General features: G+C 43.7%; 2 protein-coding genes. Both read right to left on the bottom strand.

Annotation, left to right across the window (positions count from 1 at the left end; all coding sequences use genetic code 11):
- Positions 1 to 120: NAD(P)-binding protein (locus B2X72_RS24370; RefSeq protein ID WP_286851868.1), on the bottom strand; the 120-nt coding region annotated here is incomplete at its 3' end.
- 24 nt (positions 121 to 144) lie between these two features.
- The coding region (locus tag B2X72_RS24375; protein WP_414711809.1) for an arsenic resistance protein at positions 145 to 412 on the bottom strand (268 nt) is incomplete at its 5' end.

A 412-nucleotide genomic window follows, 5' to 3' on the forward strand; every position in this document is an offset into this window, starting at 1 on the left:
GCCGTCACTACTGGGCTGGTCATCTAAAATCAGATAACTTAATGCGGTGCGTCGTAAGAAATAGGCACAGGCCAGGGCACTTTGCCCTCCCCCGATGATCAGTACGTCATATTCATTCATCGTTTTTGATTCTTGCTATTTAAATTATTCAACGGTCACCTGGCTTTTATAATATTTCTTTCTCAGCCAGAAAGCTACATTTACCAGCGCAATTAATGCGGGTACTTCCACCAATGGACCGATAACGCCGGCAAATGCCTGTCCACTATTGATGCCAAAGACACCGATAGCCACGGCAATAGCCAACTCAAAATTATTACCGGAAGCTGTAAAGGAGATCGCTGCATTTTTAGAATAATCCGCTCCCATACGTTTGCCTACAAAAAAGCTTACCAGGAACATAATGGCAAAA

The organism is Sphingobacterium sp. UBA7253, assembly GCF_002472745.1.
Taxonomy (GTDB): domain Bacteria; phylum Bacteroidota; class Bacteroidia; order Sphingobacteriales; family Sphingobacteriaceae; genus Sphingobacterium; species Sphingobacterium siyangense.